This window comes from Geomicrobium sp. JSM 1781026 (assembly GCF_041949955.1).
In the GTDB taxonomy this organism is placed as follows: domain Bacteria; phylum Bacillota; class Bacilli; order Bacillales; family Marinococcaceae; genus Geomicrobium_A.
In genome coordinates, this window is the sequence record NZ_JBHFQF010000007.1 from 30,288 (window position 1) to 55,483 (window position 25,196).

Here is a 25,196-nt window from a genome sequence, read left to right on the forward strand (position 1 = left end):
CCATTCGAGAAGTAAAGAAAATCTCCTTTTTTCCGCACAAAAAAAGCCCGGTTCACCGAACCGGACCCTTACCCTCATTCATAAAGTTCATAGACCGCCTGCCCAGCAAGAACGGTGTCTCCATTCGCTTTTACTGTGCCAATATCAAACGTCAAATGCGTCCCGTCTCGCTCAGTCAACGTGGCAGTGAGCGTTAGTACGTCGTCTAGAAATACCATGCCGCGAAACCGGATGTGGTAGTCAGTGACGAGACCGTCCTCAAGATACGGGGTAAACAACTGCGTCAAGTTGCCCATCGTCCACATCCCGTGGGCGATAATGCCTGGCAATCCCGCATTCTCCGCCTCCTCATCAATCGTATGAATCGGATTAAAATCACCTGAAGCACCCGCATACTTGATTAAATCCAGTCGCGATACCGGCGGAAGCGTCACCGATTTCAGCTCCTCGCCCGGCTGCATTGTGCGCATCGTCATACACGCATCATCCTCCTGACCGCCGCCGAAATAATAATCACTTGCTCGGAAGTAAAAATCGCTTCACCCGCATCATCAAGCCCATGGCCACCGAGCGTAAGAATGCCCATCTGCCCACTTTTGCCCGCTTTTTCTTCATAATTCTTCACTTCGAGAAAACAGTAGACGTCTTCTCCGATGAGAAGGGGGCGTGTATAGTGATACCTTTGTTCACCATGAATTAAGCCCTTTGGCGGGAGCACCAACCCTTCAATCGCGCCATACGCGAATACGCGGGGGAACGTTGGCGGTGCGATGTTTTCGCCGAAGCGAGAACGCTGACCATACGCCTCGTCGATGTAGAGCGGGTGCAAGTCGCCAATCGCCTCCGCGAACTTCTTCACTGCCCCGCGCTCGACCGTATTCTTCACCTTTTCAGATCGTTTTCCGATCGACTGTTCAAACATTTGATCCCTCCTTTACGCCTTCGGCCCGCCAGCCACATAGATCACTTGCCCGCTCACAAACGATGACCTTTCATCGGCAAAGAACGCTGCTGTGTTCGCAATGTCTTCAGGCTTGCCGCTACGGGAAACCGGGATCTCTTTCGCTCTCGCTTGCACGAAGTCGTCAAAATCAACGCCAATTCGCTCTGCCGTCGCCCGCGTCATGTTCGTTTCAATAAAGCCAGGGGCAATCGCATTTGCCGTAATGTTGAATTTGCCTAGCTCGATCGCCAGCGTCTTCGTGAACCCTTGTAAACCAGCCTTCGCGGTAGAATAGTTCGCTTGACCGCGGTTTCCAAGTGCGGATGTTGACGAAATGTTGACGATTCGGCCATACTTCTGTTCGACCATGTATTTCTGGGCCGCTTTTGTCGCAAGAAACGCCCCTTTCAAATGAACGTTCATCACCATATCCCAGTCATCTTCCGACATCTTAAAGAACATGTTATCGCGGATTACCCCGGCATTGTTCACCAGGATGTCCAATTGGCCATAGCTTTCAACGATTTCTTTCACTGCCGCTTCCACTTGTTGTTTATCGGTCACATCGGCTTGCAGTGTTTTCGCTGCTTGGCCTTTGTCGGCAAAGTAGGCGCTCGCGGTGGCCAGATGGTCTTCGTTAATGTCCACAATGGCAACGTTCGCCCCGTCATCGGCAAAACGCTTGGCGATGGCGAGTCCGATGCCGTGACTGCCACCCGTGATGAGTGCGGTTCTTCCCGTTAAGTTTCCCATGTCGATTCCTCCGTTTCACCGTTACATAATGCAAAAACAATGCCAGTTTGTATGTCTTGTCATTGGGTGCGCTGAGCGTGTCGTTGATGCAGAATTGAATTGTTTAATGCATGAATGAATTAAATGAATTGCCCGAGTTTCACGTGGCCTTTGAGCAAGTTGCGGCTGATGATGAGCCGCTGAATCTCGTCTGTCCCATCATAAATTCTCCATAGCCTTGCTTCTCGGTACCAACGTTCAATCGGCAGCTCTTTCGTATACCCCATTCCACCGTGAATTTGTAAGACACGGTCGATAATGTCGTTACCTTTCGTTGCACCGTATAGCTTCGCCATTGACGCAAGGTGTCGGTTATCTTCACCGTTATCCAAGCTAAATGCGGCGTTCAGAACGAGCCAGCGCGCTGCTTCTAGTTCAACTGCAGAATCAGCGATTTGCCATTGAATGGCTTGGCGATCAGCGATCGGTCGGCCAAAAGTTTCTCGTTCTTTCGCGTAATCAATGGCCATGTTCAGCAATCGCTCCGCCGAACCGACGGCTCTTGCTCCTACGATCCAGCGGGCAAAACCAATCCACTCGAGCCCAAGGTCGTACCCTTTATGAATATCACCAAGAATATTCTCCTCAGGTACACGCACATCATCAAAGAAGAGAGAGGCCGGCCCCCATTCACCCATCGTGTGGATGTATTCGGACGTCCAACCCATCGAGCGATCTGCAATAAAGCACGTCACCCCTTCGCGACCGGTACGCTCGTGCAACTCGCGATCGGTGATAGCAATTACCATGACGAAGTCTGCCTCGTTTCCGCCGGTAATGAACGTCTTTTCACCGTTTAGTACCCACTCATCTCCGTCTTTGAACGCCGTCATCTTAATGTTTTGAGTATCAGATCCTGCACCAGGTTCGGTTATAGCAAAACACGATTTTTTGTCCCCTGCGATTGTTGGGAGTAAGTACTTCTCCTTTTGCGCATCGTTGGCGCGATACAAAATGATATCTGCTGATCCACCGAAACTAAACGGCACAAACGTCTTTGATACTTCCATTAAGACGATTGCGAGCATCATTTGCCCGAGGTCTGCCCCGCCGTACTCGGCTGGCGTATTAATTCCCCAAAATCCTGCATCTTTCGCTTTTTTCTGCAGCTCGTTAACCTTTTCAACAGAAAGGCTTGGTTTTCCTTCTAATTCGTTTCTCAAAACGTCATTCTCTAGCGGCATGAGCTCTTTCTCCACAAACCTACGAATCGTTGACTGCACCATCCGCTGTTCTTCCGTCAGGCGTAAATCCATCTGTACCCACTCCTTATTTTTATTGTCTTTCGACGAGCAAAGCAATACCTTGACCGCCGCCAATGCATGCCGTAATCAGCCCTTGACGCGCTTCTCTTCGTTCCAACTCATAGACCATTTTCGTGATAAGCATTCCTCCCGTTGCGGCAATTGGGTGTCCATGAGCAATCGCTCCGCCGTTCACGTTCAGCTTGGCGTGATCAAACTCCAGTTCGCGGTCAACAGCAAGTGTCTGGGCTGCGAAAGCTTCATTGCATTCTATGAGATCTATGTTGACGAGCGTCTCTCCGGAACGCTTCAACACTTTTTGGACAGCGGGCACTGGGCCGATGCCCATAATGTTCGGATCAACGCCAGCAACCGCCCAATTTTTGACGGTAGCCATCGGCTTAAGGCCACGACGGCGAGCCTCCTTTCCGCTCATCAATACGAGTGCTGACGCCCCGTCATTCACACCTGAGCTGTTGCCTGCCGTCACGGTTCCCTCTTTTTTAAAGACAGGAGGCAACGTCGACAACTTAGCTAGCGTCACGTCTGGTCGCGGATGTTCATCAACGCTGAAATCATCAATGGCTATGATTTGACTGTCGAAACGTCCTTTTTTCTGTGCTTCACCCATCCGCTCTCGGCTTCGGATCGCGAACTCATCTTGTTCTGCTCGGCTGATCCGATACTTCAATGCTAAGTTTTCTGCAGTAATTCCCATCGGTGGGTTTCCGATTTCCTCTGGCGCGAGGCGCGGCTTAAAGAATGTCGGTTCACGGCCGTGAACATTGAGCAAGTGCGGTCGCAATGACATACTTTCCGTGCCACCGGCTACAACGATCTCACCGTGCCCGCTAGCAATTCGTTCCGCAGCGAGTGTCACACTGTTAATGCCTGATCCGCATTGACGATCAATCGTTAATCCAGGAACGGTATAAGGAAGCCCCGCTTCTAGCGCTGAAACACGGGCTTGGTTTCCACCGCCGCTTAAACAGTTCCCAAAGATGACGTCATCAACATCCTCCCCTTCTACTCTTGCACGATTGAGCGCTTCTTGAATGACTGCGCCTCCGTACACGGCAGGTTCGAGTTCGGAAAGCGTACCACCTTTTTTACCGATTGCCGTGCGACCGGCCGAAACGATTACAACTTCAGACATTTGCACCCTCCCTTAGCAGCTTAAATGTGCCGCTACCCTTCGCAATTTGGTTTCCATCTTCGTCATGGATAAAGCCATCAAGTGCTGCTAGTTTGTAACCCATGTGCAGCACTTGACAACGAGCCGTTATCGTTCCGCTGTTTACCGGAGATAGATAGTGAATGTTCAACGTGACCGTCACGTTTTTGCAGCCCGTTAAGTGATGGATGGTCGCGCCAAAAACGTTGTCCAGCATCGTGGCATGTATGCCTCCATGTAGTGAGCCATTTCTATTTAGATGTTCATTACTGATGGTCAATTCCATATAGACGCCTTCAGGATCACAAACCCCACTACGAAAACCGAGCTGTTCGTAAAATGGACTGTGTTTCTCCATACTCATCTCCCCTTTTTCTATCTAAAAGCCTCTGAAGTAACTATTCAGGATCGACAATAAGAATCTCTCCATCTTCTACATATGAGAAACGTAACTCTGTATTCATTCCACCGAGCTCGTCAATGTCGGTTACACGATAAACGAGCTGTTCTGACGGTACGTTATTTAACCCGTCATTAAGTGAAGCCATGATTTCGGTGGCATCTTCAACCGTTCCTGCAGCAATCATCGCTTCTTTAAGAATCATGATCGAAAGATAATGATAACCTGCCTCAGAACCAGGCTCTCTTCCGATTTCCTCTTGATAATCGTCGATGAAAATTTGATTGCCGTCATGAACGTCGTAGATGAGCGGAGGAACGCCAACTGCACCTTCAATGACTTCTTCACTTCCCTCTCCAATAATTCGCTCAATTTCATCAATTTTTGCTTGGTCCATGACGATAAATCCACCTTCAAAACCGAGCTCTCTCGCTTGCTGCATTACTTGAGCGGTTGGCTCCGAAGATCCTCCAACAAATAACACATCAGGATCATCACTCAACGCATTCGTGATCGTTGTAAAGAAGTCTGTTTCGCGGCTGAAATCAATGCTACCGTCATAAACGATTTCCCCGCCCATCTCTTCCCATAACGGTCCCAACTCCTCTGCCCAGTCCATTCCATACTGGGTACTTGGGGGCAGCATTGCCAGCTGGTTCCCAAACCGCTCCATCGCATATTCAGAGAAGGGTCGAGCGTAGAGATCATAGGTCGGGGGAATCCGCCACGTCAGATCATTTCCTTGGTCAGTAAGGTCTGGTTCACTCGAGTAAGCGCCAATCATGAACTGTTCATCTTCATTAAATACTTGTGAGGCGTAAATCCCACCACTATGTGGAATATAAACAATTGGTGTGTCGTACTCTTGCGATAACCGTCGTGCATTCACACCCGCTTCGTTCGGTAAATATTGATCATCGAGGCTGACGAGGTTAAACGAGTACATTTCCCCGCCTACTTCAAACCCTCCTGCTTTGTTCACCTCATTCACAGCGACCGACAACCCACTCAATGTGTTATCTCCATAAAAAGCAGCCGCACCTGACAAAGGTCCAGAGTAGCCGATGTTGACCACTTCGGTTCCTTGTGCTTCTATAACTTCCTCAGGCTCCACTTCCTCGTCAGAGTTTACATCCGCTTCTGGCGTATCACCCTCACCACCATTAGATACAATCGTCTCGTCAGCGTCACATGCACTTGCAATCAACAGCGTTGTCACTCCTACACTCATCATGATTTTTTTCATTTTGAACAGCCCCCTTAACGTTTAATTACGCACCAATATAGGCTTTTCGAACTTCATCATTTTCCAGCAACTGTTCCCGAGTGCCTTCAATCACAATTCGACCATTCTCAATGACATAACCACGGTCGGCAATCCGAAGTGCGGCATTCGCATTCTGCTCAGCAAGCAACACCGTCGTTCCTTGTTTGTTGATCTCTTCAATCACGTCAAACACTTGTTTTGTAATTAATGGCGCAAGTCCGATCGACGGTTCATCAAATAACACTACTTTTGGCCGGGACATGAGTGACCGTCCAATCGCAAGCATTTGCTGCTGTCCACCGCTAAGAGATCCTGCGTTCTCTTTTTGTTTTTCTTTTAGGATTGGAAAGAGCTCATACACTTGTGCGAGCACATCGCTCGTTGCTTTCTTGTTTCTGCGAACGGCGTATGCACCCATTTTTAGATTTTCAAACACACTCATTTGTGGAAAGAGCTTTCTTCCTTCTGGACAGTGCCCAATGCCCATCTTCACGAGGCGACTCGCCGAACGACCACCAATCGATTTCTCGTGAAGCGTCACCTCTCCTTGCGTCGGCTTATTCAAACCACTAATGGTTCTGAAAATCGTACTCTTTCCCGCCCCATTTGCGCCAAGCAACACAACGAGCTCTCCTTTAGCTACGGAAAGCGAAACGTCAGCGAGGGCTTCATACATGCCGTAACGCACCGACACATCACGTAGCTTCAGCATGAGACGCACCTCCTCCCAAGTACGCCTCAATGACCGTTTCATTATTCTGAATTTCTTCTGGCGTCCCTTCCGCAATTTTTTTGCCGTAGTTTAGCACAACGATATGATCGGCAAGCCCCATAATCATCTGCATTTTATGTTCAATTAGACAGACAGTCAGCCCACGATCGACCATTTTTCGGATTAACATCGCGAGACCATCTGTCTCATCAGGATTGATGCCAGCCGCTGGCTCATCCAGAAACACAATTTCTGGATCCGTCGCAAGTGCAAGTGCAACAGCAACCCGCTTTTTGGCTTCTTGAGAAATATCTTGGACGAGGCGGTCGGCTTGCCCCGACAGCTCAACAAAGTCCAACACTTCTTCAGCGGTTTGGCGACACTTCTCTTCTTCACGCTTGAGCCTTCGTGTCTGAAATATCGCATCAAATACCGTTGAACGCGTGCGCAGGCGGTGACCGACAATGACATTGTCCAGTACCGATGCCGTCTCAAACAGATGGGTCGTTTGAAACGTTCTTGCGACGCCGAGCTTGGCAATTGAGTACGGGCGCTTTTTCGTAATGTCCTCCCCGTTGAATCGGATCGTGCCTCCGGTCGCTGCATGATAACCGCTAATGACGTTGAATAATGTTGACTTCCCTGCGCCATTCGGTCCGATGATGGCAGTGATCTTCCCTTTTTCAATACGTACGTTCACATCATTAACAGCTGTGAGCCCTCCAAACTGTTTTGTCAGTCCACTCGTTTCAATGAGCATTAATCTCCCCCCTCATATGTGGAACCTTTTTCCTCGAACTCGTGTTGCCGCTTTTTATACGCGCGCTTCGCCTTCCATACGAGATAGCCACCGACAAGACCACGCGGATAGAAGATCACAATCATAACGAGTAACGGACCGAAAATGAGCATCCGATAATCTTCCATAAATTGAAGTGATTGCGTCAAAATTACGATTAAGAGCGTACCAACGACTGGACCGAATAACGTACCGAGCCCGCCTACGAGCGCAAATGTAAGCATGTCAAACATCATCATCGTGTACGAAATATCGGGTCCGATAAAACGTGTGAATGAAGCATATAGCGCCCCGGCAAGTCCCGCTAGAAATGTAGACAACACGAAGGAAATTAACTTTTGCTTCATCGTATTAATACCAATCGTTTGCGCCAATTCCTCAGAATTACGGATCGCCACATACGTCCGACCGACAATCGATTCGGTTAAGAACTTCATGAATAAGACGGTCAGAACGAGAAAGACGAGCACGAGATAGTACGACGACGTACTGCTGTTAAAGGTGAGCATGCCAATCGGAGCAAACCCTTCTATGCCGATTAAGCCACGCACCCCACCCGTGAGCGCATCCCATTCATAAATAACGAGGTAAATAATATAACCAACACAGAGCGTATAAATCGCGAAAAAATGTTCTTTCGTGCGCAGAGCGATGAGCCCGACAAGGGTACCTGCAACCGTCGTAATGATTAGAGCGAGTAGAAAAGCGAGCCAATACGGAACGCCTCCATCAACAGTGAGCAACCCGAGTGAATAGGCCCCAATCGCGAAAAATCCAGCATGGGCAAGCGACAGTTGCCCAGTATAACCTCCAATTAAGTTCAGCCCAAACACAGCAATTGCATAAATGAACGAAAGCCCTACCACATAAATGAAATATTGATTATCTGTAAATAAAGGGAAAAGCAACGCAACACCTAGAAAGAAAAGAGGCAATCGCTGTTTCTTCAGTGCGGTCTTCATTTAATGCGCCCCCTTTTTCACAAATAACCCTTGAGGTCTGATCGTCAAAATAATGACGAGCAGCAAGAAGGCAATTAGATCACTGTATGCGCTCGATATGAACGTCGCCCCGAGACTTTCTGAAAAGCCTAAAATATATCCGCCAACAATGGCCCCAGGCACACTCCCCATTCCACCAATGATAATAATGACAAAGGCTTTCAATATAACGAGATGCCCCATCCCCGGATATACGAGGTTGATCGGTGAAGCAATCGATGCAGCGATCGCAGCTAGTGCTCCGGAAATGAAGAACGTAAGCATCGCTACCCGATTTGCATTGATGCCAACAAGAAAGGCGCCCTCACGGTTTTGCGACATCGCAACAATAGCTGAACCGACCATCGTTTTCTTTAAGAAGAGTTGTAGCAATAGCATCGCAATGACAGCCGCAACGATAATCATCACCCGCTGCCACGTCACGGTAATGCCTAAAAATGAAACCGTGTCAGCAAACGGCGTCGACATCGCCCGGTACTCAGCGCCCCATATGAACTGTACGAGCGCCTCCAAAAATAATAAAATCCCGATGGCTGCAATCTTGTCATGAATCGGTGGGGAATGCCTGAGTGGATGAAAGACGATTCGCTCCATCAACATCGCAATCGCTCCAACGACGACGATCGAGACCGCCATCGCGACGAAATACGGCATGCCTAACAACGCCATGGCCATGAGCGTTACGTATCCGCCAACCATATACAATGCCCCGTGAGCGAAGTTTGGAATGTGCAGAATGCCGTAAACAAGCGTCAATCCAAGTGCGACCAAACTGTAAACGCTTCCAACCGTTAGTCCATTAAACAGTTGCTGAGCTAAAACATCCATTCGCTCACCTCACTATTTCGTCTTTTCTGTGCGGACCAATTCCCGCTTCAATATTTTGCCGACGGCCGTTTTCGGGAGCTCTTCTAGAAATTCAATCGCCTTTGGAACTTTATACGACGCAAGCTTCTCTTTGCAATACGATTCAATATCTTCCTCACGAAGCAACGCATCCTTATCCTTAACAACAAAAGCCTTCACCGTCTCGCCCCGGTATGCATCAGGCACACCAATCACAGCCGCTTCCTGCACACCCGGAATCTTGTAAATCACACCCTCCACCTCAATCGGATACACATTAAAACCACTCGCAATAATCATCTCTTTCTTACGACCGACAATGAAGAAATAGCCATCCTCGTCCATCTTCGCTAAGTCCCCGGTATACAACCAGCCATCACGAATCGCATTCCTCGTCTCGTCAGGCAGTTTATAATACTCCTTCATAATCTGTGGACCCGCAATAACAAGCTCTCCGACCTCACCCGCCGGCAAGTCAACCGCACCCGTAGCGATGTCAACGATTTTCGATTTCGTATTCGGAATCGGCACCCCGATACTCCCCGTCTTTTGCATCCCGTCCAGCGGATTTCGATGCGTAACTGGCGACGCCTCTGATAAACCAAACCCTTCTAGCACCGGCGATGTCGTTAATCCATTCACTTTCTTGATCACCTCAACCGGCAGCGGCGCCGAGCCACTCGTAAACACCGATAAGGAAGAGAGATCAAACGGTTTCCTTTGATAATACTGAAGCAATGCCATATACATCGTCGGCACGCCTGGAAAACTCGTCGGTTTCTCGGTCTCGATCATGGCCACGACTTGCTCTACATCGAAACGCGGAAGTAAGAGCATGTTAGCGCCGCGATAGAACGTCAGACTCATCGCACTCGTCATGCCGTAGACGTGAAAGAGCGGGATCACAGTCAAAACCTTTTCGTTCCCTACATTTTGTTGAACGGTTTGAGTGGCAGAAGATTGCAACGTATTGGCAACGATGTTGAAGTGGGTGAGGACAGCACCCTTTGAACGCCCTGTCGTCCCACCAGTATATTGAATAACCGCGGCATCCTGTTTCGGGTTAATTATGACCGGGCCGTCTTCTATCGGTTCCTCTTGGGTCAACTCATCAAAGGAAGAAGCTGTTGTCAGTGACACAGAAATTACTTCTTTTACTCCAGTCTCACTTTTAATCGCTTCATACACTGGCTGTAAATCGTCGAGAACGATGAGCAATTTCACGTCCGCATCGGAAAGCACGTGTTGCAACTCATCGGGCTGATACATCGGGTTTACTTGCACAACGACAGCACCGAGATACAACGTCGCATAATAACTGATTGGATATTGTGGGCAGTTCGGCAACATGAGCGCGACGTGGTCACCGCGGGATACACCTCGATTTTTTAACCCTTTTGCGACACGCTGGACCCGGTCCAGCAGCTCTGAATACGTCGTCTCGACTCCGGCAAAGGTCATCGCCGGTTTTACATTATGCTTCGCCACGCTTTCATGCAAAAGCTCAGGCATTGACATCTCAGGAATCGTGATGTCTTCGTACACAAACTCATTTCCCATACAAAAACCTCCAATCATCATTTGTAAGCGCTTACTTTTTTATATTGCAACACTCATGCCAACCTGAAACTCCCGCGGTTCGGACATCCCGCCAACGTACCAATTCAAATATGAGTTATGCGAATCCAAGTATGAGTTGCAGGGAATGATGAAGCGTGCAAAACAAAAACGCACCCATCGTCGTGTAGGTACGTCTTGTTATACGTTAATCCCGTAGTTTTTCATTTTACGCGCCACCGTAGCCTGACTAGAATTTAAAGCGCGGGCGACCTCATACGTCGTCTTATGCTCCGCGAACGTCCTTTCTAGCAACTCCCGCTCTGCATTTTCCGCCGCTCTCTTTAATAAGTTATCCCCGCCATCTTGAACAGGCTTAGCGTAGTCCGCTGGCAAATGACGAACATCGATCATCATGTCTGGCACCGTAATGACGAGGCGCTGAATCAGATTCGCCAATTCACGTATATTGCCCGGCCAATGGTACGCTCGCATCCATATCTTGAAGTCTTCTGAATACGTTTTTTCTACCCGATATTTCCGGCTGTATTGATCCATAAAATGTTGAGCGAACCAATCAATATCATTCTTTCGCTCCCTAAGCGGTGGAATCTTAATCGGCAACACATTTAGCCGGTAATATAAATCTTCTCGAAACGTACCGTCTTTCACCATCTCTCGTAAATTCTGGTTCGTTGCCGAGACAATGCGCACATCTACAAACTTCGTTTTCGTACCACCAATTCTACGAATTTCTCCATCTTGCAACACACGCAACAACTTCACTTGTAACGTGCTCGGCAACTCCCCTACTTCATCTAGAAATAACACGCCCTTGTCTGCCAACTCAAACATGCCTGGCTTCCCTTTACGCTTCGCCCCTGAAAATGCACCATCTTCATAGCCAAACAGTTCAGACTCCAAAAGGTCCATCGGAATCGCTCCACAATTCACCTTAATGAAATCACCATGTTCAGAACGGCGGCTTCTTTCATAAAGTTCCGTTGCAAACACATCTTTTCCAACGCCAGTCTCTCCCATAAACAACACCGTCGCATCCACATTCGCGACACGTTTCACCATCGATGAAATTTGCTGCATTTCTACATCTTGATGCTCCGCACGTTCGCCACTATAATCATTCACTTGCTTCTCTTGCAAATGTTGCTGGTACAAATACACCAACTCACTAATATCGCGAAAATTAATGACCACCTGCTGAATCTCACCCGTGTCATTAAACAGCGGCGAGCCTGTCATCACAATTTGTTGATCATTCGTCCCACCTTGAAAAACCGTAACCGGCTTGCGCTCAGCCAGCACTTTTGCCGTGACCGATTCCTGCAAGAACCCTCGCGTCACCAAGCGATCCGCACTTTTCCCGAGAAAATACTCACGCGGAATGCCGGTATATCGTTCCACCGCACCATTCACCAGCTTCGTCACCCCGTGCACATCCGTCATAGAAATGCCATCATACGACCGCTCCACCACATTGTACAAATCAACGAACAAATCATCTTGAAATATAAGGTGAGAAAACAGACCGTCCTCGTCTTTAAGAAACGTCAAAGTGCGATAGCGTGTGCCATCGAACTGGACAGGTTGTTCACGCGACCGGGTAGCATATAAGTGCAACAGGAGTTCGCCTCTCACAGAAGGCTCAGCAACGTCGAACCATTCATAGAACACTTCGTTCGCTTGGACAATTTCACCGTTCATATCGGTCACAACATGAGCAAAGCAACGCTCCACCTCATTCATCCCCCTCTGTATAAGGTACGACTAAGCCTGAGTGCTCCATCGACTGGATGTGTTGCACGCGCTCATCTTGGGACATCTTAACGTAATTCACAGCGGATACGCTCACCATTCCTTGGTCCGCTTTTGCATCGTATTCATCAATGAACTCTTCCCATTCGTCTTGTGCGTCTTCGTAAAGCTCTACGAGCGCAGTCAAGCGTTCATCTCCTTTCGACATATACGTGTTCTCCATTTCTTTCGTCAATGTTGTCGTGTACACGTCGCCAAATGAAACGGTTTCCCCATCAGAATGTTCATATGAAATGTGGTGAATCTCATTTTCGTCAGCGTTTACACGTATGATAAATGAAGTCTGTTCATCCAACTGAAGCTCATAAACAACGTGGGTATGGTCATACTGTTCGTTTGCGACCGTCAAGTTTTCCTCAGCGGGAGCAGATAGGTCGTGTTCGCCAAGGTACGCTTGAAAGGTTTCATGCTCTTCAATCATTTGAAAGGTACGTGTGAGTGATACCCGGTCCAAATCGGTCGGTTTGATATCCAAGTCAATCAGTTCACGAATCGATTCGTCGTTAAATGCAACAGTAAATGATAGCTCATCGTCTTGATAAATCCGCGGATCATCTAAAAATCGTCGGCCGTTAAATGTGTATGTATGTTCCAGTACTTCCCCACTCGCCAATTCGAGATAGCGGAGCTCCATCGTACAGACCGGCATGCCTTCTTCCCCGTAATCACCTTCGAAAAAATACCCCAGGTCCCCCATCTCTAACGTCGGGTGATGATCACAACTGCCGCTCGTATATTCAATTGGCTCATCTGAAACGTTCTCTACTCGGGTGTGGATCGCGAGCGTGTCTTCAAGTGTATACGTCTGATCTTCAACCGAAGCGGTAATCTCCACATCAGGCTCCGCTGGCCCACTCTCCGCACCACCCATCCCGCACCCTGTCAAAATCATCGCCAAAATAACGACTATGTAATGGTTTGTCTTCATCATTGATCGCCTCCCCGTCTATGTATTTTACTCCCTTTACACATGGAATTCCTGCACATTTTAGAAATCAGAGGGGAGGAAAGAGGTTTGTTAAATCGAGCTTAGGCGGCGGTTGTCGTGAACAACGCCGCCTTTTTTTGCATGGTAACCCTTTATTGTGAGAGGACACCACCGTCAAGTATCAACATCTGGCCCGTCATGAATGAGGCGGCGTCGGATGCCAAATATAAGACAGCCCCTTGCATATCTTGGATTTGACCGAGACGGCCGACCGGTACGTTTGCAATCATTTTGTCTTCAATTGGCGCGATCACGTCTTTCGTCATCTTCGTCGGAATAAACCCAGGGGCGATGCCGTTGACGGTAATGCCGTATTTGCCCCAGTTAACAGCGAAGTCTTTCGTCATCGTAATTAATCCGCCTTTGCTGCTGTTATACCCAATCGCCTGCATCACTTCAGGCTTCGAGCCACGAAAACCTGCAATTGAGGCAATGTTTACAATCCGCCCTTTCGTCCCAGCGGCGATCATTCGTTTTCCAACTGCTTGTGTCATGATGAACGCACCGACTAAATTGACGTTTACAACCTTTTGGAACTTATCAATCGGCATTTCTTCAGGGGGATAGCCACCCCAAGATGTGCCGCTGTTATTGACGAGAATATCGATGTGCCCGTACTCTTCCTGAACAGCCGCGACGACACGCTCCACTTGTTCCGCGTCGGTGACGTCTAAAGCGTGCGCCTTTGCTTTCCCGCCCTTTTCTTCGATTCGTTTTTTCACTTCTTCGCAAGCTTCTACCTTGCGAGAACAAAGTACAACCGTTGCACCAGCTTCAGATAATGCTTCTGCCATTCCTTCACCAAGTCCACGACCACCACCAGTAATAATCGCCACTTTTCCTTTAAGGTCAAACAAATTCATCACACTCATTTTGCTGCCTCCTCCTTCACGCGATATGGCTTTAATTCTTGCCGGGCAATGGCACGTCGATGCACTTCATCAGGACCATCCGCTAAACGAAGCGTTCTTGCTCCTGCCCACGCTTTTGCCAGCGGGAAGTCATCGCTCACACCTGCACCCCCGTGCGTTTGAATTGCCCGATCAATAACACGCAGTGCCATGTTCGGTGCAACGACCTTGATCATGCTAATCTCTTTTTTCCCTTGTTTGTTTCCGACCGTATCCATCATGTGCGCCGCTTTTAGTGTGAGCAATCGAGCCTGTTCAATCTCTATTCGTGAATCAGCAATCCACTCTTGTACGACACCTTGCTCTGCGAGTGGCTTTCCAAACGGAGACCTCGCATACACACGATCGCACATATATTCCAACGACCGTTCCGCCAAACCGATGAGACGCATGCAATGATGAATTCGACCGGGTCCGAGACGACCTTGGGCAATCGCAAATCCTTTGCCCACATCCCAAAGCATGTTCTCTTTAGGCACGCGCACATTGTCAAACGTCACTTCCCCGTGTCCGTGGGGAGCATCGTCGTAACCAAACACCGGCAGATGTCGCTGAACGGTAATGCCCGGTGTATTCCTCGGAACTAAAATCATCGACTGTGACGTGTACGTCGGACCGAACGGATCGGTTTTCCCCATCACGATAAGGACATCACAGCGCGGATCCATAATGCCAGACGTCCACCATTTCCGCCCGTTGATCACATACTCTTCACCAACGCGCTCCATACGCGTCTCAATGTTCGTCGCATCCGAGGACGCCACGTCGGGTTCAGTCATCGCAAATGCTGAACGAATCTCACCCGCTAAGAGCGGTTGGAGCCACTGCTCCTTTTGCGTTTCATTTCCATAACGGACAAGCGTCTCCATGTTGCCTGTGTCCGGTGCCGAACAATTAAACACTTCTGGCCCGATACTCGTTCGCCCCATCTCTTCGCATAACGGCGCATATTCAACATTCGTAAGGCCCGCACCGTATTCAGATTCAGGAAGAAACAAATTCCAAAGCCGTGCTGATTGTGCTTCTTTCTTCAATTCTTCAATGACCGGCGGTACCAACCACCGAGACGAAGCCTCGTTTAGCTGATTGGCATACACCTTTTCATTTGGCAACACATGGCGTTCAATGAATGTCCGCACATCGCTTTGCAGCTGTTGGACGTTGTCACTATACTCAAAATTCAAGCTTCTTCTCCCCTTCCATCATGTAGACCGCTTGCTTGATCAGCTCACCTGCCATCGGACCGTACATCTTAAATCGCTCATCCTCGGTTTGACCCACTTTCCAACGATAGTAGATTTGCTGAACGATAACTGCTAGCTTAAAGTACGCAAACACTTGATAAAATAAAATATCATCGCAATTTCTGCCTGTTAACTGCTCGTATCGCTCAATGAATTGATTTCGTGTGAAAAACCCTTCATTCGTCGTCACCGACTTAAACCCATTTTGCAACCGAGGCGAGTCCCCCGCCTCTGTCCAGTAACTAAGCGCTACCCCAAGGTCAAATAACGGGTCACCCACGGTCGCCATTTCCCAATCAACGACAGCCTCGATGCCACTCAAATCCGTAGAAAAGAGCAAATTGTTCAGCTTGAAATCATTGTGAATGACCGTCGCTTCACCGCTCGTTACGATGTTTGCGAGCATCCATTCCTTCAGCCTCTCATATCCCAGTTCATCCTCGGTTTTCACTCGCTCAAACCGTTGGATCCAACTCTTCACTTGACGTTCCATAAAGCCTTCCGGACGGCCGAAAGCATCCAAACCAGCTGAAGTTGGATCAACCCGATGCAAATCCGCTAACAGCCGTACAAACATTTCCGATATGTTCCGCGCTTGTTCCGCCGTTGGCTGGACACCTGATGTTCTCTTGTCGACGACAACGCCGCGCTTTCGTTCCATCACATAAAAGGTCGCATCCATCACCTCTGTGTCTTCCCCTATAACAAATGGTTTAGGCGCATAAGAAAAGACCGGTGATAGCGCTTTCAAGAATTGATATTCACGTTTCATATCGTGACCTTTTGCTGGCAATGGGCCGAACGGCGGTCGCCTGAGCACTGCTTCAAACGAACCGCACTCAAGCAAGTACGTAAGGTTTGAAGCCCCTGCCGGAAACTGCGTCACTACGAGCGGTTCATCCGCCGGAAATTTGTCGAATGCACCTGTAAGAAAGTTGGATAACGCCGACACGTCCAACCCTTCTCCCGGGCGAACCGCAATCGTCTCATTCTGCGCACTCATGTACAATTCCTCCCTCTTCTAAAACAGATAACGTCCCCTCATTCGTTACTTCAACGAGAAGCGACTGCGTCCGAAAGCCGAGCACGAAATCGAGCAACTCCTGAAGATTTTCTCTCACCATCGAGCGACCGATGCGACTCTTCGAAACGAGTGCGGCAATCTCCCGATCGGTATAACGAGTGTGCGTCGCAAGAATACTCGCATCATCTAGCTTCACATTTTCAAGGTCTAACAGCTCGAGAAACCGGGCAGCACACAAATAATCCTCCATTGAGAAATGACCGCTCGCACCAGAACAAACGATCACCACCTCTTCCGGGTTCACCGCCTGCACATACTCCGCCACCTTATGCACATTCCGAAAACTGCACAGCAACCGCTTGGATGCCGCGTCCGTCCTACGAATCGCTTTCGTACCATTCGTTGATAAAAAAATAATGTGTGCATCCGCGACCACATCTTCGGGATATTCTGTCGGGAGATGACCGATCTCAAATCCGTTCACAGGAAACCCACCTTGTTCCCCACCACGGATTGCGTGAATCGAAGGAGCTAGCGACGTTTGGACTCGATCGGCCTCCTCTAGCGAATCAACCGGGTACACGCGTTTAGCCCCACGCTCCATCATCGTAATCAGCGTCGTCGTCGCAAGCAACGCATCAATAATGATCACCATCTTCCCTCGCAGTCGATCACGATCAACCTCTTCCTTTGAAAGCCACAACCTGCAACGCTTCACATCGACACCTCCATACAGATAGCAGATGCAAAAAAAATGCCAAGCCAAGAACAACAACAATATCCGTCCGTTCTTCGGCTTGGCAATTCACATTTGAGTTGATTGAGTCAAACTTGAGTTAATTGTGGGGCGGGGATGGGGGAGCTAGCGGGGGTCGGTTCACGCTCGCGCTCGGATTCTGCGCTCTAGTTGACGTGTTCTGCGATCAAGTTTGCGCTTTTTAACGGTTTTAGCGCTCTTTTCCCGAAACTTGCGCGCAGATTCAACCGCACCCCGCCACGCACAAAAACGCCCCGCAACGTGTGCGGGGCGTCTGATGATTATTTTCTTCCGAATAAGGCGCCTTTGTCGATGACGCCGGCCCAATCGTCGTCTTCTTCTTCGAATGGCGACGGGATGTGGCGGCGGTCGGGACGAGCGGAGTCACTCGCAGCGGCGGTTTCTTTTTCGGCTTGCGGTTGGGCACTTTGAGCTTCTTGGAAAAGCCTCATCAGTTCATTGGCGTTCTCAAAGCTGCGAATGTCAACGTTGCCGAGGTGCTGCTGCATGAGCTGCACGGCAAAGGACAACGAGTCGCGGATGTTCTTCTGGGAATCTAGCCACTCATTGATCTTTTCAGCGTTCTCTTCTTTGTTCAGCTTCCATGTATAACTGTTTCTCATCCGGAATCACATCCTATACATAGAGTACTTTTTCGTTGAGAATCTTCAAACCATCAACGTTCATGTTAATCGCAAATTGCTCTGGCACCCAAATGACTTCAAGCTTCGCATCTTCAGCAAAATCAACGAGATCTTCGTACAACTCTTGCTTAAACTGAATGCTGCCGCCACCATATACCATGATGTAATTCACACGACCCGCCGTTTGCAACACTTTCTCCTGAACCGCCTCAAGCAACAACCGAGACTGCGTATACTTCGCTTCGCGGAGCTTCTGCACCGCATCTTTATGGAGCGTATTGTTGCGGTCGCGGTGAATGTCCATAAACTGCTGACGGTTCAACTCCAAATATCCGCCAACTTCCGCCTTCAAAAGACGAATCGCCTCTTGCGTCGCATGACCGACACCAAAACGCTGACCGTCACTCAAATCAAGGACTGGATTTAGTTTTTCTGTATAATTAAATTCAGTGGTACCATCCCCAATATCGACGTGGACGATATTTTTCTCAGCAAGCTTTTTCGGGAACTTGTCTAGTTTCTCTTGAGAACCATTGTAGCTATACAGACTCGCGTAGTCACTTAAAATATCGCTATTTGCTCCTCTTAGTGCATACAGCGCTGGAATCCCTTCTTGCGTCACATTTACTTCGTCAAAAGATACGACGAGGTTGACTTGTTGCTCGCCAACGTGAAGCGTGACGTTATGCTTATGGTCACTCAGTCTCGAGCGAAGCTTGTCCGCTTTCTCGTTCGTATGCTCACTTGCAGGGATTGCCGTTGATAGTTTGGCGTTCACCTCAAGGAAAGATGGCAATTCGTTCTTCTCGTTGTAGTGGTTCGTCACTTCGTGGCTTGCGACCATACCGAGCAGCACGACGATCGGTAAGTCATGCTTGTACTTGTTGCCGAGTTTAATGTTCATGTTCTCGACGTCAGACGAGCGGCTTGCGCGCTTGCCGATCATAAACAGTCCGTCATGTCGAATCGACGTGGAAGAAACGTTGACGAGTAATTCTTCGTCGAGGTTCATCATTGATTTCTCGACATCTTGTTCTTGGTTTTCTGGTTTAGAGAAAAGTCGTTTAATAACTGACGGCTGTTTCATAAAGACGTCATCCATGTATACCTTTGTTTCTGAGTTTCCTAGATCGGCTGCGATTAGCATCAATCAGCTCTCCTTTTATCGTTCATATTTGTCAAAAGAAACCATAAAGGAATCTTTTAAACTTTTTCTATGGTTTCCTTATGGAATATCATACTGAAAATTACTAGGAAATGGAATGAGAAATTTATCGTAGTTTTCAAGACTCCTGACAAAAGGTTGCAAAAAGATTCCTTTTTCGACAAAACGTTCCGACCTGTTCTTCATTTATTCATTTCGAGATTTGGGCTGGAAATCCTTTTCTTTCCGCCGAAATAATAAGTGAAGGAGTGACACGATGGAAATTTTTCTATTCCTATTACTTGCGATCGGTGCCCTCGTAGGGGTTGCGGTCTATTTCGTACCGACTATTATTGCTTTTGCAAGAAACAAGCAGAACAAGATTGCGATTCTTGTTTTGAATCTATTAGCAGGATGGACGTTTCTTGGCTGGGTAGGCTCATTGGTTTGGGCATTACTCAAAGATTAGGCACGCTTCGGCGTGTCTTTTTTTTGTTTCGTTGCATATATGTGGGTATTATGTCATATTTATGATACATATTATTCAAATATAGGGAGAACATCTATGAAAAAACAACTACGAAGAAACTCTAGTGGAATCGTCGCCATTTTCACGGCTTCACTCGTGCTTGCCGGTTGTTCCGTTGATGCTGAGCTCGAAGAAGATACCGCAAGTACGGTCGAAAAACTCGAGGTTGAAGAAGTCGAAGAAGAGCCAGTTGAACGTACCCCGGAAGAACATATGGATGATGCACTCGACGTGTATGATCGTTTAGTTACCGAACTGTACGCTCTCGCAGAAGAGCAAAATTGGATAGATCCTTATTTAGAAGGCACGTTGGAGCCGATTGATTACGCTGTGTTGGATGAGAAAGTGCAGCCATACTTTGCGGATGAGACGTATACTTATTGGATAGAAAGTGGCCGATTTGAAGAGGCGTTCGCCCACGGGCACCAAGGGTTGGACCGTGCTGAGGCGCTCATTGCGACCGACGTGCATGATGTAAATGAGGAAGAGTTGTCGGTATCCTACTATACGTTTGGCACGGGTCCCGTTGCGCCAGGAAAGGCCATTCTGATGTTCGAAGCTCAGGATGATGCGTGGGTATTTGCAGGGTATAATTATGAGGAAGATTTGGGATCAATTTCAGTGAGTCTGGAAGAATTTGAAAACTATATTGCTAAAAACCATCCCGATGCCGAAGTGCTTGGTGAGTTCGAGGACGCGGGCGAGACAATTTTCGTCGCCGAAAGTGCCGAGCGCGGAATTTATGGATACACAGAAGGCGCTGAGCCAGTGATGCATGATATACCGACGAGCATTTTTTCTGATACGGATACTAGCAGCGCAGAGGAAGCCGTTGAAGACCAGTTTGAAGCCGCCCCTCCGACAATTGAAGGGACATGGGTGAGCAATTTCGGGAACATGAATATTTGGAACGTGACTGACACATCGTTTGAATTTGAAACCGTACTGTCAATGGGCGGCGTGGCTGCAATCGGTACGAGCGATGGCGGTACCGTCGAACGAGGTGTCGATACTGCGACCTACACCGTCCAATATGACGGCTTTGAACCGTGCGTGATTACGTTCAACTTTAACACCGACCAGTTATCACTCACCGAAACGATCGGCTGCATCGCCTTCATGGGGGCAAGCGCAACCTTTGCCGTTGATTTTGTGAAGGAATGACGGTCCATTATATAACAAGGCCATGATCAGATGTTCATGGCCTTGTTATTTACATACCAACGCTAGGTGCTTGCTTACTTCTCTTGGAACGAATTTCATTCACCAGTGTATACACTGCACAAGCAATACCTAACAAAATGAATATTGCCGAGAACGGACGTGTAAAGAAATCCGTCACTTCCCCAGTCGACATGAGAGCCCTGCGTAAATAAGTCTCTAGCAAAGGACCTAAAATAAACCCTAATATGAGCGGAGCTATTGGGAAACCACTTCGTAGCAGTATGTACCCAATCACTCCGAAGAAAAGCATCACACCAATATCAAATGAGGATGAATTCGTTGCAAACGCCCCGATAAAACATAAGACGAGAATGACAGGAAAGAGATATTCTTTTGGAACCATTAGAACACGGGTGAAGAACCTCATGGCGAATAACTGGAAAAGTAGCACAAGGAAAATGGCTACAAAGAATGCAATAAATACAACATTTACAATATCTCGATTTTCAGCGAAAAACAAAGGTCCAGGCTGAATACCGTGGATCATAAATCCACCGAGTAATATTGCAGTTACAGTGTCTCCAGGGATACCAAGGGTAAGCATCGGAATCAAAGATCCACCAACCGCTGCTGTGTTCGCCGACTCCGAGGCATAGATACCTTCTGGAGCCCCTTTTCCAAATTTCTCTTTGTCCTTCGCAGCTTGTTTTGTCTGAGCATATGCAACAAGGTTACTCGTCCCACTTCCAAGGCCCGGTAAAATCCCAAAGGCAATTCCAATCACCGAAGAGCGCAACAGGTTCCATTTATTCGCGAAAAATTCCGCCATCTTTATGCCGATGCCTTTTACCTTAAAGTTCATTTCCTGTCTCTTATCTCCAGCGCGAATTTCTGATAGGATTTGTGCAATCGCAAATAGTCCCATAATAAGAGGCAGTAAAGCGATGCCACCTTTAAGCTCTAAAACACCAAATGTATATCTTTCAAGGCCATCAACAGGGGCAAAACCGACCATACCAATCGCCAATCCAATAAATCCCGCAGTGATGCCTTTTAGCATACTGCCTTGCGCTAGCACAGCGAGTAAAGATAAAGCAAAGAAGATGAGTGCGAAAAATTCAAAAGGACCCATTTGTACGGCAAACCTTGAAATAATAGGAGAAATCGTCGCTAGAGCAATAAAGCTTAGAATTCCCCCAACTAAAGATGCAATGACACCAATACCAAGTGCACGAACGGGCTGACCGTTTTTCGCCATTGGGTACGCGTCGAATGTCGTCGCAATGGACGATGGTGTACCGGGAATACCTAGCAAGGTGGAGGCAACAAGCCCACCTGAAACGCCACCTAGATGAAGACAAATTAGGAAACTGATCCCTTGAACCGGTTCGAGTGTAAACGTAAATGGAACAAACAAGGCCATGCCCATCGTTGATGTTAATCCTGGAACCGTGCCGAAGATGAGACCGATAAACACACCCAGAATCATGAGAACAATAACCATCGGCGTAAACATACTACTCATACTTTGCAATAATACATCCATTCCCTACACCTCCTATACGAACCATCCACTTGGTAAAATAACATCTAAGTATTCCGTGAATACCCAATACAATGCAAAAGTAAGTGCTGCTGATGCAACACCCAGTTTGATCGTGTGTGCACCTGTTCTTTTGTTCGCTAAATAAAGCATTGTACCGACTAAAAAGAGAAAGGTACTAAGCAAGTAGCCTAGAATGGGAAATGCGACTGCATAAACAACTAAAGCACCAAAAACTGTGAACATCTTTCTTTCCATTGCTTTCTTTTCGGGTGTCTTCTCTTCTTTAGGTGTCGCTTTGATTCCTCCAATTACTAGTCCTACCCCGCAAAGTGCAAGAGCACTTCCGACGACTCGTGGCAGCAAGACAGGACCTGGGTCATCCATAAGATTCATATAATTCATTGTAAGCGTTTCCAATATCATATAAATGCCAACACCGAGTACACCAAGGCCAATCCAACGGTCTTTTTTTGTCATTCCAATCCCCCCTTACCTTAATCGTCGGTAAATAACTGTTCTGCTATGTCCTCTGCTTTTCTTAGCTCTTCTTCGTTATACGTGGCCGCTTCAACATGATCCATAAGCACATGATTTTGGAAGGTAGTCGCAAGATCCTCGATGTACTCTTCATCTTCTGAAAGTTGGACGGTAGCTTCATTCCATTGCTCGACAATTTCATCTGGCAATCCAGAAGGACCATACAGTGTGTGAACGATCGGAAATTGTACGTCGTACCCTTGCTCGAGTGCTGTCGGCACGTCAGGTGCAAGAGGGTCACGTTCTTCCGAGAGCACGGCAAGTGCTTTAAAGTCTCCTGAGTTCACATAATTGATCGCATTCCCAATGCCCGTCGATACAAAATCAATCTGTCCACCGAGTAGTGCTGTCATGCGATCGGACTCTCCACCAACGTCGAGCACTTTAATATCAACATCTGCAACTTGACTGAGCTGCTCGCCCATAAAATGCGTCGTTCCTCCAATTTGTCCGCCATAAAGCACGCCATACGGTTCCTGTCTCGCCACTTCAACAAGTTCATTCAGTGAATCCCACGGCGCATCTGCTCGGGTGACAAACACTTGGTTAATGCCGGCAAATGTTCCAATTGGTTGCATATCAAGTGCAGGATAATCAAGTTGGCCTACCGCGTAACTCGTATGAAGAGCTTGGTGGTAATACAGCAATTTGTAGCCATCACTAGGAGCACGGTATACATTTTCAAATGCGAGTGCACCACCCGCAGCATCTTGATTAACAATAACAAAATCACTGTCCATGTATTTTCCCATGTGACGGGCAAGTACTCTTGCTCCAGCATCAGATTGTCCTCCTGGTGAAGCCGGTACATACAGTTCAATGGTTTGATTTGGATAACTTTCAATCGCTGCTTCAGATACTGCCGCCTCATTCTCACTGGTGCATCCAGTAAGAATGAGCGTGATGAGCATCAAAGTTATGAAAACCAACTTACGTGAAGACGATGGCATGACGTCAATCCCTCCTCCGTTTATACACGTGTTTGAGCGGTACGATCTTGGAGTTGATGTACAGAAACATCGTCCCAACTTAATGTTTCCACACGATATTGCTCAATTTGATCCCAATCAAGTTCCATCCCTAGACCGACTGTAGAGCGATCCGGCAAATGAAGGTAACCGTTTTCATAATGAACTTTCGTCTTTACAACATCACCAACGTATAGCTCTGGTCCTGTCGGATCTGAAATGTAGTTTAAATTGTCCAGCGTTGAGCCGAAATAAGCCATCGCTGTCGTGCCAATTGACAATTCTTGAGTTGTGCCGATGAGTACACTTTTCCCCGCTACACCAGCTGCATCAGCTGCTTTTCTAGCAGATGTCATTCCTCCAATAAACACAGGGGCAATGTTAAAAATATCGACAGAATCTTGTTTAATCATTTCGTATTGCTGACGTAAGCTCCATACATGTTCACTCACCGGAAGCTCGCATTGCAACCGGAAATGACGCAATCCTTCAAAATCGTTACGAAACGCTGGACTCTCAATAAGATCGACTGGATATTTAGATAGCCTGCGAGTAATTCGCAGTGCATCTTTCCAATCAAGAAGATGGCTAAAATCAAATGACTTAATACGTACATTGCCATCAAACTCTTTGTACACGCGATCGAGAAAAGCCTCGTCAGCATCGACATTCTTACCAACGTAAAGCCTGAACACATCAAACCCTTTTTCGTATTGCTTTCTAACTAACGCAATATTCTCCTCTACCTCATCCATAAAGCGGTGTCTGAATATCGGAAAGCAAACTTTCATCTTCTCTCGAATACGCCCACCTAAAAGATCAGAAACCGATACGTTCATCGCTTTTGCACACACATCATATAAAGCCGTATCCACACCGTTGCGGATGAAACTGCCTTTTTCATAGTAATACATCGCTTCAGGGAAATTCCCATTTAACTCAACGTTAATTGGAGAAATGTCAAAGGGATTACTTCCAATGAGGATTTGTTTTAACGTCCGTTCCAAATCCACGATATCGACGGAGTACTTTGGAAGATGGGAGAAATCGGACATCTCACCAATACCCTCCACCCCTTCATCTGTAAAAATCTGTACGATCACATGCTTGTTCACAAATCCTGTTAAACGAGGGATACCAATCGCTGTAAGTTTTACATCCGTAATTCTCAT

At 47.7% G+C, this 25,196-nt stretch carries 26 protein-coding genes; 2 read left to right on the forward strand and 24 right to left on the reverse strand.

All coding sequences use genetic code 11. From position 1 onward, the window contains the following. Positions 1–74 precede the first annotated feature (74 nt). The 20 genes from ACE1TF_RS13540 to ACE1TF_RS13635 form a co-directional block, all read right to left on the reverse strand. The gene (locus tag ACE1TF_RS13540) at positions 75–476 is read right to left on the reverse strand and encodes a MaoC/PaaZ C-terminal domain-containing protein (RefSeq protein ID WP_375017493.1); all 402 of its coding nucleotides are present in this window, start codon (positions 474–476) and stop codon (positions 75–77) included. After that, positions 473–922, reverse strand: a complete 450-nt coding sequence (locus tag ACE1TF_RS13545; protein WP_375017495.1) for a MaoC family dehydratase N-terminal domain-containing protein — start codon at positions 920–922, stop codon at positions 473–475. The genes ACE1TF_RS13540 and ACE1TF_RS13545 overlap by 4 nt, the downstream gene beginning before the upstream one ends. A 12-nt stretch (positions 923–934) precedes the next feature. After that, positions 935–1,696 carry an SDR family oxidoreductase gene (locus ACE1TF_RS13550; protein ID WP_375017497.1) on the reverse strand — a complete coding sequence of 254 codons (762 nt, stop codon included), beginning with the start codon at positions 1,694–1,696 and terminating at the stop codon, positions 935–937. Between the two features lie 119 nt (positions 1,697–1,815). Continuing rightward, complete coding sequence (locus tag ACE1TF_RS13555) at positions 1,816–2,991, reverse strand: acyl-CoA dehydrogenase family protein (protein WP_042398873.1); 1,176 nt, start codon at positions 2,989–2,991, stop codon at positions 1,816–1,818. 19 nt (positions 2,992–3,010) lie between these two features. Continuing rightward, entirely contained in the window at positions 3,011–4,135 is a 1,125-nt protein-coding gene (locus tag ACE1TF_RS13560) for a thiolase family protein (protein WP_375017499.1), read from the reverse strand. After that, positions 4,128–4,511, reverse strand: coding sequence for a PaaI family thioesterase (locus ACE1TF_RS13565; protein WP_375017501.1), 384 nt, complete (start codon positions 4,509–4,511; stop codon positions 4,128–4,130). Before ACE1TF_RS13565 ends, ACE1TF_RS13560 begins: the two co-directional genes overlap by 8 nt. 40 nt (positions 4,512–4,551) lie before the next feature. Further along, positions 4,552–5,799 carry an ABC transporter substrate-binding protein gene (locus ACE1TF_RS13570; protein ID WP_375017503.1) on the reverse strand — a complete coding sequence of 416 codons (1,248 nt, stop codon included), beginning with the start codon at positions 5,797–5,799 and terminating at the stop codon, positions 4,552–4,554. 25 nt (positions 5,800–5,824) lie between these two features. Beyond that, entirely contained in the window at positions 5,825–6,532 is a 708-nt protein-coding gene (locus ACE1TF_RS13575; RefSeq protein ID WP_042398869.1) for an ABC transporter ATP-binding protein, read from the reverse strand. After that, a complete protein-coding gene (locus ACE1TF_RS13580) occupies positions 6,516–7,292 on the reverse strand; it encodes an ABC transporter ATP-binding protein (RefSeq protein WP_375017506.1) in 777 nt (258 codons plus the stop codon). Before ACE1TF_RS13580 ends, ACE1TF_RS13575 begins: the two co-directional genes overlap by 17 nt. After that, a complete protein-coding gene (locus ACE1TF_RS13585) occupies positions 7,292–8,293 on the reverse strand; it encodes a branched-chain amino acid ABC transporter permease (protein WP_375017508.1) in 1,002 nt (333 codons plus the stop codon). The genes ACE1TF_RS13580 and ACE1TF_RS13585 overlap by 1 nt, the downstream gene beginning before the upstream one ends. After that, positions 8,294–9,160 carry a branched-chain amino acid ABC transporter permease gene (locus tag ACE1TF_RS13590; protein ID WP_042424785.1) on the reverse strand — a complete coding sequence of 289 codons (867 nt, stop codon included), beginning with the start codon at positions 9,158–9,160 and terminating at the stop codon, positions 8,294–8,296. Positions 9,161–9,172: 12 nt separating this feature from the next. Then, the gene (locus ACE1TF_RS13595; RefSeq protein ID WP_375017510.1) at positions 9,173–10,738 is read right to left on the reverse strand and encodes a long-chain-fatty-acid--CoA ligase; all 1,566 of its coding nucleotides are present in this window, start codon (positions 10,736–10,738) and stop codon (positions 9,173–9,175) included. 198 nt (positions 10,739–10,936) lie between these two features. After that, the gene (locus ACE1TF_RS13600; protein WP_375017512.1) at positions 10,937–12,490 is read right to left on the reverse strand and encodes a sigma-54 interaction domain-containing protein; all 1,554 of its coding nucleotides are present in this window, start codon (positions 12,488–12,490) and stop codon (positions 10,937–10,939) included. 1 nt (position 12,491) lies between these two features. Further along, positions 12,492–13,499, reverse strand: a complete 1,008-nt coding sequence (locus ACE1TF_RS13605; protein WP_042398861.1) for a hypothetical protein — start codon at positions 13,497–13,499, stop codon at positions 12,492–12,494. Between the two features lie 149 nt (positions 13,500–13,648). After that, on the reverse strand, positions 13,649–14,428 hold the full coding sequence (locus ACE1TF_RS13610) for a glucose 1-dehydrogenase (RefSeq protein ID WP_375017514.1): 780 nt from the start codon (positions 14,426–14,428) through the stop codon (positions 13,649–13,651). Continuing rightward, entirely contained in the window at positions 14,425–15,651 is a 1,227-nt protein-coding gene (locus ACE1TF_RS13615; protein WP_375017516.1) for an acyl-CoA dehydrogenase family protein, read from the reverse strand. Before ACE1TF_RS13615 ends, ACE1TF_RS13610 begins: the two co-directional genes overlap by 4 nt. Then, a complete protein-coding gene (locus ACE1TF_RS13620) occupies positions 15,641–16,714 on the reverse strand; it encodes a phosphotransferase family protein (protein ID WP_375017518.1) in 1,074 nt (357 codons plus the stop codon). Before ACE1TF_RS13620 ends, ACE1TF_RS13615 begins: the two co-directional genes overlap by 11 nt. Continuing rightward, positions 16,698–17,453: a 2-phosphosulfolactate phosphatase gene (locus ACE1TF_RS13625; RefSeq protein WP_375017520.1), complete on the reverse strand. Its 756-nt coding sequence runs from the start codon at positions 17,451–17,453 to the stop codon at positions 16,698–16,700. The genes ACE1TF_RS13620 and ACE1TF_RS13625 overlap by 17 nt, the downstream gene beginning before the upstream one ends. Positions 17,454–17,773: 320 nt before the next feature. Next, on the reverse strand, positions 17,774–18,115 hold the full coding sequence (locus tag ACE1TF_RS13630; RefSeq protein WP_042398841.1) for a hypothetical protein: 342 nt from the start codon (positions 18,113–18,115) through the stop codon (positions 17,774–17,776). A gap of 13 nt (positions 18,116–18,128) precedes the next feature. Continuing rightward, complete coding sequence (locus ACE1TF_RS13635; RefSeq protein ID WP_042398838.1) at positions 18,129–19,283, reverse strand: ParM/StbA family protein; 1,155 nt, start codon at positions 19,281–19,283, stop codon at positions 18,129–18,131. Between the two features lie 274 nt (positions 19,284–19,557). Between ACE1TF_RS13635 and ACE1TF_RS13640 the strand changes: the two genes are divergently transcribed. Both ACE1TF_RS13640 and ACE1TF_RS13645 read left to right on the forward strand, forming a co-directional pair. Beyond that, a complete protein-coding gene (locus ACE1TF_RS13640) occupies positions 19,558–19,749 on the forward strand; it encodes a superinfection immunity protein (RefSeq protein ID WP_042398832.1) in 192 nt (63 codons plus the stop codon). 96 nt (positions 19,750–19,845) lie between these two features. Beyond that, positions 19,846–20,973: a hypothetical protein gene (locus tag ACE1TF_RS13645; protein WP_375017523.1), complete on the forward strand. Its 1,128-nt coding sequence runs from the start codon at positions 19,846–19,848 to the stop codon at positions 20,971–20,973. 49 nt (positions 20,974–21,022) lie between these two features. Here ACE1TF_RS13645 and ACE1TF_RS13650 read toward each other — a convergent pair whose 3' ends face one another. From ACE1TF_RS13650 to ACE1TF_RS13665, 4 genes are read right to left on the reverse strand one after another with little or no spacing between them, the layout of a single operon-like run. Beyond that, the gene (locus ACE1TF_RS13650) at positions 21,023–22,519 is read right to left on the reverse strand and encodes a tripartite tricarboxylate transporter permease (RefSeq protein WP_375017524.1); all 1,497 of its coding nucleotides are present in this window, start codon (positions 22,517–22,519) and stop codon (positions 21,023–21,025) included. A 12-nt stretch (positions 22,520–22,531) separates the two neighbouring features. Further along, a complete protein-coding gene (locus tag ACE1TF_RS13655; RefSeq protein WP_375017526.1) occupies positions 22,532–22,996 on the reverse strand; it encodes a tripartite tricarboxylate transporter TctB family protein in 465 nt (154 codons plus the stop codon). Between the two features lie 17 nt (positions 22,997–23,013). After that, positions 23,014–24,006, reverse strand: a complete 993-nt coding sequence (locus tag ACE1TF_RS13660) for a tripartite tricarboxylate transporter substrate binding protein (protein WP_375017528.1) — start codon at positions 24,004–24,006, stop codon at positions 23,014–23,016. A gap of 20 nt (positions 24,007–24,026) precedes the next feature. Beyond that, positions 24,027–25,196: a mandelate racemase/muconate lactonizing enzyme family protein gene (locus ACE1TF_RS13665; protein ID WP_042429590.1), complete on the reverse strand. Its 1,170-nt coding sequence runs from the start codon at positions 25,194–25,196 to the stop codon at positions 24,027–24,029.

Bases quoted from the DNA above. Each gene is read 5' to 3' on its own strand.
- ACE1TF_RS13540 (WP_375017493.1), bottom strand. From the start codon at position 476: ATGACGATGCGCACAATGCAGCCGGGCGAGGAGCTGAAATCGGTGACG.
- ACE1TF_RS13545 (WP_375017495.1), bottom strand. From the start codon at position 922: ATGTTTGAACAGTCGATCGGAAAACGATCTGAAAAGGTGAAGAATACG.
- ACE1TF_RS13550 (WP_375017497.1), bottom strand. From the start codon at position 1,696: ATGGGAAACTTAACGGGAAGAACCGCACTCATCACGGGTGGCAGTCAC.
- ACE1TF_RS13555 (WP_042398873.1), bottom strand. From the start codon at position 2,991: ATGGATTTACGCCTGACGGAAGAACAGCGGATGGTGCAGTCAACGATT.
- ACE1TF_RS13560 (WP_375017499.1), bottom strand. From the start codon at position 4,135: ATGTCTGAAGTTGTAATCGTTTCGGCCGGTCGCACGGCAATCGGTAAA.
- ACE1TF_RS13565 (WP_375017501.1), bottom strand. From the start codon at position 4,511: ATGGAGAAACACAGTCCATTTTACGAACAGCTCGGTTTTCGTAGTGGG.
- ACE1TF_RS13570 (WP_375017503.1), bottom strand. From the start codon at position 5,799: ATGAAAAAAATCATGATGAGTGTAGGAGTGACAACGCTGTTGATTGCA.
- ACE1TF_RS13575 (WP_042398869.1), bottom strand. From the start codon at position 6,532: ATGCTGAAGCTACGTGATGTGTCGGTGCGTTACGGCATGTATGAAGCC.
- ACE1TF_RS13580 (WP_375017506.1), bottom strand. From the start codon at position 7,292: ATGCTCATTGAAACGAGTGGACTGACAAAACAGTTTGGAGGGCTCACA.
- ACE1TF_RS13585 (WP_375017508.1), bottom strand. From the start codon at position 8,293: ATGAAGACCGCACTGAAGAAACAGCGATTGCCTCTTTTCTTTCTAGGT.
- ACE1TF_RS13590 (WP_042424785.1), bottom strand. From the start codon at position 9,160: ATGGATGTTTTAGCTCAGCAACTGTTTAATGGACTAACGGTTGGAAGC.
- ACE1TF_RS13595 (WP_375017510.1), bottom strand. From the start codon at position 10,738: ATGGGAAATGAGTTTGTGTACGAAGACATCACGATTCCTGAGATGTCA.
- ACE1TF_RS13605 (WP_042398861.1), bottom strand. From the start codon at position 13,499: ATGATGAAGACAAACCATTACATAGTCGTTATTTTGGCGATGATTTTG.
- ACE1TF_RS13610 (WP_375017514.1), bottom strand. From the start codon at position 14,428: ATGAGTGTGATGAATTTGTTTGACCTTAAAGGAAAAGTGGCGATTATT.
- ACE1TF_RS13620 (WP_375017518.1), bottom strand. From the start codon at position 16,714: ATGAGTGCGCAGAATGAGACGATTGCGGTTCGCCCGGGAGAAGGGTTG.
- ACE1TF_RS13630 (WP_042398841.1), bottom strand. From the start codon at position 18,115: ATGAGAAACAGTTATACATGGAAGCTGAACAAAGAAGAGAACGCTGAA.
- ACE1TF_RS13635 (WP_042398838.1), bottom strand. From the start codon at position 19,283: ATGCTAATCGCAGCCGATCTAGGAAACTCAGAAACAAAGGTATACATG.
- ACE1TF_RS13640 (WP_042398832.1), top strand. From the start codon at position 19,558: ATGGAAATTTTTCTATTCCTATTACTTGCGATCGGTGCCCTCGTAGGG.
- ACE1TF_RS13645 (WP_375017523.1), top strand. From the start codon at position 19,846: ATGAAAAAACAACTACGAAGAAACTCTAGTGGAATCGTCGCCATTTTC.
- ACE1TF_RS13650 (WP_375017524.1), bottom strand. From the start codon at position 22,519: ATGGATGTATTATTGCAAAGTATGAGTAGTATGTTTACGCCGATGGTT.
- ACE1TF_RS13655 (WP_375017526.1), bottom strand. From the start codon at position 22,996: ATGACAAAAAAAGACCGTTGGATTGGCCTTGGTGTACTCGGTGTTGGC.
- ACE1TF_RS13660 (WP_375017528.1), bottom strand. From the start codon at position 24,006: ATGCCATCGTCTTCACGTAAGTTGGTTTTCATAACTTTGATGCTCATC.
- ACE1TF_RS13665 (WP_042429590.1), bottom strand. From the start codon at position 25,196: ATGAGAATTACGGATGTAAAACTTACAGCGATTGGTATCCCTCGTTTA.